This is a genomic window from Butyrivibrio sp. AD3002 (assembly GCF_000420905.1).
Lineage (GTDB): Bacteria > Bacillota > Clostridia > Lachnospirales > Lachnospiraceae > Butyrivibrio.
In genome coordinates this window covers 1-8,579 of sequence record NZ_ATVV01000053.1, presented here as the reverse complement: position 1 = coordinate 8,579, position 8,579 = coordinate 1, and the positions used below count along the sequence as shown (strand labels likewise).

Annotated in this window: 10 protein-coding genes, 3 tRNA genes and 1 rRNA gene; all 14 read left to right on the top strand. The window is 38.9% G+C overall.

What is annotated here, in order from left to right; all coding sequences use genetic code 11:
* A 23S ribosomal RNA gene (locus tag G596_RS0119810) occupies positions 1-147 on the top strand; the annotation flags it as partial.
* Between the two features lie 92 nt (positions 148-239).
* Positions 240-312: transfer RNA gene (locus G596_RS0119805), tRNA-Asn, on the top strand.
* Between the two features lie 44 nt (positions 313-356).
* Positions 357-428: transfer RNA gene (locus G596_RS0119800), tRNA-Glu, on the top strand.
* A 3-nt stretch (positions 429-431) separates the two neighbouring features.
* Positions 432-502: transfer RNA gene (locus tag G596_RS0119795), tRNA-Cys, on the top strand.
* Positions 503-648: 146 nt separating this feature from the next.
* Complete coding sequence (locus tag G596_RS0119790) at positions 649-1,551, top strand: S1 RNA-binding domain-containing protein (protein ID WP_022763533.1); 903 nt, start codon at positions 649-651, stop codon at positions 1,549-1,551.
* 22 nt (positions 1,552-1,573) lie between these two features.
* Positions 1,574-2,290, top strand: a complete 717-nt coding sequence (locus G596_RS0119785; RefSeq protein WP_022763532.1) for an NAD-dependent protein deacylase — start codon at positions 1,574-1,576, stop codon at positions 2,288-2,290.
* 308 nt (positions 2,291-2,598) lie between these two features.
* Positions 2,599-2,889: a 30S ribosomal protein S6 gene (gene rpsF, locus G596_RS0119775; RefSeq protein WP_022763530.1), complete on the top strand. Its 291-nt coding sequence runs from the start codon at positions 2,599-2,601 to the stop codon at positions 2,887-2,889.
* Between the two features lie 22 nt (positions 2,890-2,911).
* Positions 2,912-3,379: a single-stranded DNA-binding protein gene (locus G596_RS0119770; protein WP_022763529.1), complete on the top strand. Its 468-nt coding sequence runs from the start codon at positions 2,912-2,914 to the stop codon at positions 3,377-3,379.
* Between the two features lie 79 nt (positions 3,380-3,458).
* Positions 3,459-3,722 (top strand): 30S ribosomal protein S18, encoded by a 264-nt coding sequence (gene rpsR, locus G596_RS0119765; protein WP_022763528.1) that lies wholly within the window; start codon positions 3,459-3,461, stop codon positions 3,720-3,722.
* A 220-nt stretch (positions 3,723-3,942) separates the two neighbouring features.
* Positions 3,943-5,220, top strand: coding sequence for an AAA family ATPase (locus G596_RS0119760; protein WP_022763527.1), 1,278 nt, complete (start codon positions 3,943-3,945; stop codon positions 5,218-5,220).
* A complete protein-coding gene (locus G596_RS0119755; RefSeq protein ID WP_022763526.1) occupies positions 5,210-5,842 on the top strand; it encodes a hypothetical protein in 633 nt (210 codons plus the stop codon). Before G596_RS0119760 ends, G596_RS0119755 begins: the two co-directional genes overlap by 11 nt.
* Before the next feature lie 22 nt (positions 5,843-5,864).
* Complete coding sequence (locus G596_RS0119750) at positions 5,865-6,179, top strand: ATP-binding protein (protein ID WP_022763525.1); 315 nt, start codon at positions 5,865-5,867, stop codon at positions 6,177-6,179.
* 22 nt (positions 6,180-6,201) lie between these two features.
* Complete coding sequence (locus G596_RS0119745; RefSeq protein WP_022763524.1) at positions 6,202-7,785, top strand: SIR2 family protein; 1,584 nt, start codon at positions 6,202-6,204, stop codon at positions 7,783-7,785.
* A gap of 356 nt (positions 7,786-8,141) precedes the next feature.
* The coding region (locus G596_RS23165; protein WP_044929230.1) for a hypothetical protein at positions 8,142-8,579 on the top strand (438 nt) is incomplete at its 3' end.

Sequence of the window (8,579 nt, the reverse complement as noted above, 5' to 3'; positions counted from 1 at the left end):
GGCATCTAAGCGTGAAGCCCCCCTCAAGATGAGATATCCCTGCTTCGGCAGTAAGACCCCTTAGAGACTATGAGGTAGATAGGCACAAGGTGTAAGCATGGTAACATGTTCAGCTGATGTGTACTAATAGGTCGAGGGCTTGTCCAAAAAGGATATAGAACAGAGAGAAATGGATTTAAGATGAGTATTCAGTGTTCGGTTTTGAAGGTACGGAAAAGCCATATACAGATGGCAGATAATCCTCAATAGCTCAGTCGGTAGAGCATTCGGCTGTTAACCGAAGTGTCGTAGGTTCGAGTCCTACTTGGGGAGCTAAAAAGCGGAGAAATCCGAAATAACCTGTAAGACAGGAACACGGCTCCGTGGTCAAGTGGTTAAGACATCGCCCTTTCACGGCGGTAACACGAGTTCGAGCCTCGTCGGAGTCATATGGTGACTTAGCCAAGTGGTAAGGCGTGGGACTGCAACTCCCTGATCGTCGGTTCAAATCCGTCAGTCACCTTTATAAGCAAGTCTTAAATGTTGTATTTGCAACGTTTAAGGCTTTTTTTATTTTGCTCTTGGTATATCCGCGGTGTTATAATCTATTTCAGATGGAAAAAGGCATATATTTGCCAATTAGTGAAGAAAGAGGGAGGAATTTTTACAATGGAATCAATGGAAGATTTCAAAGACGAGATTGACAGATCTTTTAGACAGATCAAAGAGGGAGATATTCTTACCGGAACCGTAATCGGTGTGGAAGATACATATGTACTCCTTGATATTAAGTATTATACACAGGGTGTTATTAAGGCTGAGGACCTCAGTGACGACCCTAAATTCAATATCAGAACTGATATTGCTGTAGGCGATGAGATTGAGGCTACAGTTATTGCTACTGATGATGGAAATGGCAACATTCTTTTATCCAAGAAGGAAGCAACCCAGGTTCTTGCGTGGGATAAGCTTAAGGCACTTCTGGAGAGCAAGGAAAATGTTACTGTTACCATAAGCGAAGCTGTTAAGAGCGGTGTTGTTTGCTACCTTGAGGGTATCAGAGCATTTATACCTGCTTCCAAACTTTCACTTAATTACATCGAAGAGGACGCACTTAAGGACTTTGTGGGCAAAAAGATAGATGTAAGAGTAATCACAGCAGATGAGAAGGATAAGAAGCTTGTGCTTTCTGCAAGAGAGATCCTCAGGGAGAAAGCTGACGAGGAGAGAGCTCAGAAGGTATCCAATGTACAGGTTGGACTTGTAACAGAGGGTACGGTTGAAAGTCTTCAGGATTACGGTGCTTTCATCAATCTTGGAAACGGACTTTCAGGCCTTGTGCATATCTCTCAGATATCCAATCAGAGAATTGCTCATCCCAGCGCAGTTCTTAAGGTAGGAGATAAGGTTAAGGTCAAGGTTACAGCTATAAAGGACGGTAAGCTCAGTCTTAGTATGAAGGCTTTGCAGGATGTGGCAGCAACAGAGATTACCGAGGAAAAAATCGAATTTGAAAGCGAAGGAGAGGCTACAACTTCTCTCGCAGATTTGCTTAAGAAGGCTGGATTCTAATCGTATTTAAAAGGGGGCAGCTATGGATGATAAGATCAGAGAGTTAAAGGAATTAATTGACGGCAGTGACAATATAGTTTTCTTTGGCGGCGCCGGTGTTTCAACGGAGAGTGGTGTTCCGGATTTTAGAAGCGAAGATGGTTTGTATCATCAGCATTATAAGTATCCTCCGGAACAGATGCTTAGCCACAGCTTTTATATGCGCCTTCCTGAGGAGTTTTTCAGGTTCTATAAGGATAAACTCCTTGTGAAGGGAATCGAGCCTAATAAGGCCCATTTAAAGCTCGCAGAATGGGAGAAACAGGGTAAGCTCAAGGCTGTTATCACACAGAACATCGACGGTCTTCATCAGGCTGCCGGAAGCAAGGAAGTCCTGGAACTCCACGGCAGCGTTCACAGGAATTATTGTGAAAAGTGCGGAAAATTCTACGACTTTGACTTCATGGCAGAGTGCGACGGCGTCCCTTACTGCGACTGCGGCGGTCGAATCAAACCCGACGTAGTCCTCTATGAAGAAGGACTCGATATGGACGTAATGAGCAAAGCCGTAAACTACATCGCCAATGCAGACGTACTTATAATCGGCGGCACCTCACTTGTCGTATATCCCGCCGCCGGCCTAATCGACTACTACCGCGGCCACAAGCTTGTTCTAATCAACAAACAGGCCACCGCCCGCGACTCCCAGGCCGACCTCGTAATCCAAGCCCCTATCGGCGAAGTTTTCGGACAACTCTAATCGCCTTCCCCTAGGGGGAAAGCATCCAAAAAGCCTTCTACTAGGGGGAAAGCACCCAAAAAGCCTTCCCCTAGGGGGAAAGCATCCAAAAAGCCTTCCCCCTCCGGGGGAAGGTGTCAGCGAAGCTGACGGATGAGGGGCTCTGATGAGGGGAATATTCAGTCAATTCATTTGAAATTCTGACTATCATAAATATACTTATTTTTGCTTGCGCTAATTCATTTTTTGTGCTAGAGTATATCTCTGTGATAATTTCCTTGTTACCGTACTGAAAACGGTAGCCAGAGACCAAAAGGAGGTAAGAAAGCATGACAAAATATGAGTTAGCCGTTATCGTTAACGCAAAGATCGAAGATGATGCCAGAGCAGCAGCTGTTGACAAGTGCAAGGCTTTGATCGAGAGATTCGGCGGACAGATCACAAATGTTGATGAGTGGGGCAAGAAGAAACTTGCTTACGAGATCGACAAGATGAATGAAGGCTTCTATTATTTCATTCATTTCGACGCAGAGCCTACAGCTCCCGCTGATATCGAGAAGCGTGTCCGCATCGTCGATGGCGTCATTCGTTATTTGCTTGTTAAGCAGGACGAGGCCTAAATAGAAAAGGACGAGAAAAAATATGAATAAAGTTATACTTATGGGACGTTTAACAAGAGATCCTGAGGTGAGATATTCTCAGGGGGAGAGTTCTCTTGCAATTGCAAGATACACACTTGCAGTAGACAGAAGATTTAGCAGAAACAACCAGGATGGTCAGACAGCAGATTTTATCAACTGCGTAGCATTTGGCAAGGCTGGTGAGTTCGCTGAGAAGTATCTGAAAAAGGGAACCAAGATGGCCGTAACAGGCCGCATCCAGACAGGTAGTTATACCAATAAGGATGGCCAGAAAGTATACACTACAGAAGTTGTAGTCGAGGATCAGGAATTTGCTGAGAGCAAGAACGCTCAGGGCGGCAATGGTGGATTCTCAGGAGGTTCACAGCCAGCACCTTCATTTGATGCTGCTCCTAGCAGTAACTCTAATCCGGGTGATGGTTTCATGAATATTCCGGATGGAATTGATGAGGAACTTCCGTTCAATTAATTGATTAGTATCTGCCGTGATTGTTCACATAAGTGATGATCAGGCGATGTCAACTGAAATTCGATAAGGAGGTACCACAATGGCTTTCAATAAGTCTGATAGAACCGATTCTCCTGTAAGAAGAAAAGGTGGTATGCACAGAAGAAAGAAAGTTTGCGTTTTCTGTGGAAAAGACAATGTTATTGATTACAAAGATACAGCTAAGCTGAAGAAGTTTGTTTCCGAGAGCGGAAAGATCCTTCCCAGACGTATCACAGGCAACTGCGCTAAGCACCAGAGAGAGCTTACATCTGCTATCAAGCGTGCAAGACATCTTGCACTTATGCCTTACGAGGCAGAGTAATTGCCACAATAGCTTTGTATAAAAGTTAATTGCTTATTTTAGACACTTTTTAGAAGAAATTCTAAAAAGTGTCTTTTTTAATTATTGTCAGGGATCTTTAATTGCGAATTGTCATATTTCAAAGGATTTAGCAATAAATATATTTAATGTAAAAATATTGCATGAAAAATAATTAGTGCTATAATTAAAAATACACAAGACTGTTTTGGAGGGAAAATCGATGATTATAGAGATACGAGCAAAGAATTGTTTTGCTTTTGATGAACAGATAGTGTTTTCAATGAAAGCAGACATGCGAAATAAAAAATTTGCATCAAATGTGCATAGAGAAAATAATTTTAATGTTCTTAAGACAGTAGGAATATATGGACCTAATAATTCGGGTAAAACATGTCTTATCAGGTGTATTAAAGCAATCAGAAACGTATTACTAAATAAACAAAATGGACTGATGGCAAATATTTTCACTGAAAGTAATATTTGTGAGTTGGGGATTACTTTTTTGAGCGATGGTAGAAAGTTCTCCTATGATTTTAAATATGATGCAGAAAAAGAAGAGTATGTTTATGAGTCATTTATGGAAATTCTTAAGGACAAGTATAACAATGAGAAGGAAATATGCTGGCTTAGACGTGATACTTTGTTGGATGAATATACCTGTGCCGATGCGGAATTACTGACAATGATGTCTGTTGTCGCCAAAAATAATGTAATATTCAATCTGATCGATACAAGCAAGTTTGCACATACAGATGAAATAAAGCGCATTCTGATCGGCCTTGCAGAAAAAATAGATATTATAAACATGAACAATATACCTATGGAGCATACGATTGAACTTATGAAAAATAAGAATAAGCTCCGGGAAAATGTTGTTGGATTTATTAAAAATGCAGACCTCTACATGGATAATTTCGAATATGTGGAGATGGACGAGATAAAGCTTAAAAGAGGTGACACGAAGGAAAAACCAGAGGAAGAAGTTCTGGATCTGCCTGACAAGCTTATGGATCAGATCCGACTGGTATCCACATATAAAGGAGTTCATGTCCCCAGTATGCTCTTTGATTCAACGGGTACAAAGAAAATAGCAGCGATGGCAAGCTACGTAATAGAAGCGTTGGAGCAGGGAAGGATACTTGTTATAGATGAGCTTGATAGCAGTATTCACTTTAAACTTACAAGAGCGACAGTTGCTATGTTTAATAATGAGCTCAATACGGATGCTCAGCTGATTTGTACGGTTCATGATATTAATCTTATGGACTGCAAACGCCTATTCAGAAAAGAGCAGATATGGTTTGTTGATAAAGATGATAATGGAGTTTATGTATATTCGCTTGCCGATTTTACTGCAGAGAATGGAGTTAGAGATACGTCAGATATCATAGAAAAATACCGTAAGGGAGCTTTTGCCGCATTGCCTGAACCTGAATTGATAAATACGCTTCTGGGAATCAAGGGAAACGTTAAGGGGGATAACGTTGATGGCGAATAGACTTCCTAATATCTCAAATAAACATAGGATATGCATTATATGTGAAGGTAGTGAAGAGTACAAGTATTTGGAAAGGCTGAATGAGCTTCATGTGTGGAATGAGATATATGAGATTTCTCTGGTGAATGCAGAGGGTAATGGCAACATACCTGCGCGTTATCAGGATAGATATCAGAATGGTTTTTATGAAGCTGTTTTGGTGTTTTGTGATACTGAAAAGAAACCATATGAGCAATATGAGGATATTAAACGAAAAATCAATGAATTCCACGGTGTTGATAATGCTGCTGACGAAGTTGTGATATTTGCCAATCCGTGTACATTGCAGGTGGTTTCCAAACACTGGACTGACGAAATAATCAAATCACCGGCAAAGAAGACAAATGCTTCGCTGATTGAGAAATACACAGGAATTAAGGATTATAAAGGTAGAGTAGATCAGATTGATGAAATCATGAAATATGTTACCAGTGATAACTTTGATGTTATGAAGGAACATATTGGCAAAATTGCAACTGATGGATCAATTGTTGGAAGTTCGAATTTCAATAAATTGGTTTCTTCATTTGGTGATGCGGATACGACATGGATAACAACGCTAAATGAGATCTTGGATAGATAGTAAGAGGATACATTATGATCTTATGATTGATGAAATAGAAAACCACTTCCATAAGACACTGGTGGAAAACATTATCAGCTTATATAAAGACAAAACTGTTAACAGAAAAAATGCGACGCTTATCTTCACGACTCATTATTGTGAGATATTGGACCTTTTCAATCGCCAGGACAATATATACATCACCAAATCAGATGAGAAAGTGCATATCTTCAACATGTATAAGCACTTTGATATCAGATCTGAGCTGCTTAAAAGTAAACAGTTCTATAATGACGTGTTTAAGACGGCAGTTAATTATGAGAGGTTGATGGAACTGAAGATTATATTGCAATAGGAAAGATAAAATGGAGTAAATTATGGGAATTTTAGATGAAGTTGTTAAGACAAATAGGTTACCGGTTTTATTTATTGGTTCTGGAATATCAAAAAGATATTTATATAAATACCCTTCTTGGGAGGAATTATTAGCATCATCATTTTCTAAATTTGATTCTGATCCTTTCCAATATCAAAAGCATATTGATAGTTGTAAACGAAAGGGAATGACATGTTTTGATACAAATATTTACCTGGGAACACTTATTGAGGAAGAATTTAACCGAGCATTCTTTGACAGGCAGATTGTTTTAAATATTGGGAACAAGAAGAATCCAAGTTGGGTAAAGCGAGGGATATCACCCTATAAAATGTATTTAGCTGATTTATTTAAGAAGCAGAGAGTTAATACATCCGCTGAACTTGTGGATGAAATGGATAAGCTCAAAAAACTGAAGAATAAAATTTCTGCGGTGATTACAACAAACTATGATACGTTTTTGGAAGAGCACGTGTTTTCGAAGGATTTCAAAGTCTTTGTGCGACAGCATGAATTATTTTCGGCAGATAGCTATGGCATTGCGGAAATATACAAGATTCATGGAAGTGCCACAGATGCTGAGTCAATAATCATAACAAAAGATGATTATGATCATTTTAAGGAATCAAGAAAACTGATAATTGCGAAAATGCTGACTCTTTTTGCGGAGTCCCCAATCATATTCATGGGGTATTCTTTTACTGATGAAGATGTAAGAGAAATCATTGGAGATTTTTTGAGTTGTTTATCAAAGGAACAATTGGATAACATAAGAAAACACTTTGTTTTTGTCAGTTATAAGCGTGGTGAAAAGAAACTTATAGAAATAGAGAGAACGATTACGACAAAGAATAATGTAGAAATACCATTTATAGAAATACAGACCGACAATTATGGTGCTGTATATGAAAAATTAGGTGAGATTACCCCGGGAATGTCACCTGTCAGAGTCAGAGAGACACGAAAAGTAGTAAAGACTATTGTTGACCAGAACATGTCGTCTAAGGAAGCTCAATCAATAATTGTTGGGATTGACGATCTTGCAAATATGGATTTATCCGCTAAGCCTCTTGCTATAGCTATTGGATACCGAGAAAACATACTGAATAAGTATGGCTATGGGTTGCTGGAAGACAAGCTTATCTTTGAGGATGTTATATATGACAATAAAAAGTTTGATGCTGAGTTTATGTGCTGTGAGAGGTTAAAAAATATTGCCATTACAAGGCTTCTGCCTGTTTTCAAATATGTAAAGGGACAAAATATTCCGGGTGATGGTAAATTGCATTCATATATAGAAGCTCATAACAGACTGGACAAAATAATATCTCAAAATGTTGCAAAAACGCTTAAAAATGTGCCGGCTTTTATTAGCTTTGATGAATTATATGAATATATGAAGGTAGCACCGAATTGCAGGAAAACAGCAATGGCAGTTCTGAAGAATATAAATACATTATCTGTAGATGAACTAAGGATTGCATGCAAACATATATTTGAAAAGTATCCTGACGAGATTGCTCATGAAACTAATGCAGAACGATGTGTATTGTGTCTGGATTTGCAGGAGAACTATTTGTTATAAAAAGAAGCTAGCGAACCTTTCCTGGAAAAACCAGAAACATCACTAGCCTTCTCTTTAGCTTATTTAAGAACATTTAATGTCCTATGTTCTCTTTCTAGTAGTAGCCGAATAAGTAATACATACTTTTTATCGACTGCATCTATTTTACTATGCGCATATATGGGTGTCAATGTAACATTTTAACGCATTAAAGGGTGATGAAGGACTACAATTATGATCAATAATCGTATATACCAGTCATTACAAGCAATATAAGAAATTATGATGAGAAAAATCCGTATGAAAAGCTTCTGGTTGACTGCGGAGCAAAATTTGGTGAAGGCTGATGGACTGCTGCTGATAGAGTTCTTGACGACTTGGCAAGCGGTAAGGATTCATTGTTGATCATACATTTTGATGTTGATCATTACAACGGCATTTCTGAGATACATAACTGGTGTAAGGACTTTAAATTCAAAAAGATATATTTGCCAAGATATATCTACAGAGATAAAGGCGTATATGATACGGATATATTTTTTAGGGATACAATAATGTACTATGCATATCTGAAACTGATAGGGAAGCCATACAGGCTTGATACTTTGCATGCATTTTTTGTTGATATAAAGGATATGGTTCATAGAATTACAGATATCGAATGCGTAGGATGTCCGGATAGATTTAGGCTGGGGAACTATGATGTAGATATTATATGGCCGGATAAGGATTATAAAGGAAAGCTGTTCATGCCTTTATTTGAAGAACTGCTTTCCGATGAGAACGATCCTGAACTGATAGAACGTGCCAGAGTA

Excerpts from the sequence above, each read along its gene's own strand:
- rpsR (WP_022763528.1), top strand. The coding sequence starts at position 3,459 with ATGGCTTTCAATAAGTCTGATAGAACCGATTCTCCTGTAAGAAGAAAA.
- G596_RS0119750 (WP_022763525.1), top strand. The coding sequence starts at position 5,865 with ATGATTGATGAAATAGAAAACCACTTCCATAAGACACTGGTGGAAAAC.
- G596_RS0119785 (WP_022763532.1), top strand. The coding sequence starts at position 1,574 with ATGGATGATAAGATCAGAGAGTTAAAGGAATTAATTGACGGCAGTGAC.
- G596_RS0119760 (WP_022763527.1), top strand. The coding sequence starts at position 3,943 with ATGATTATAGAGATACGAGCAAAGAATTGTTTTGCTTTTGATGAACAG.
- rpsF (WP_022763530.1), top strand. The coding sequence starts at position 2,599 with ATGACAAAATATGAGTTAGCCGTTATCGTTAACGCAAAGATCGAAGAT.
- G596_RS0119770 (WP_022763529.1), top strand. The coding sequence starts at position 2,912 with ATGAATAAAGTTATACTTATGGGACGTTTAACAAGAGATCCTGAGGTG.
- G596_RS0119790 (WP_022763533.1), top strand. The coding sequence starts at position 649 with ATGGAATCAATGGAAGATTTCAAAGACGAGATTGACAGATCTTTTAGA.
- G596_RS0119755 (WP_022763526.1), top strand. The coding sequence starts at position 5,210 with ATGGCGAATAGACTTCCTAATATCTCAAATAAACATAGGATATGCATT.
- G596_RS0119745 (WP_022763524.1), top strand. The coding sequence starts at position 6,202 with ATGGGAATTTTAGATGAAGTTGTTAAGACAAATAGGTTACCGGTTTTA.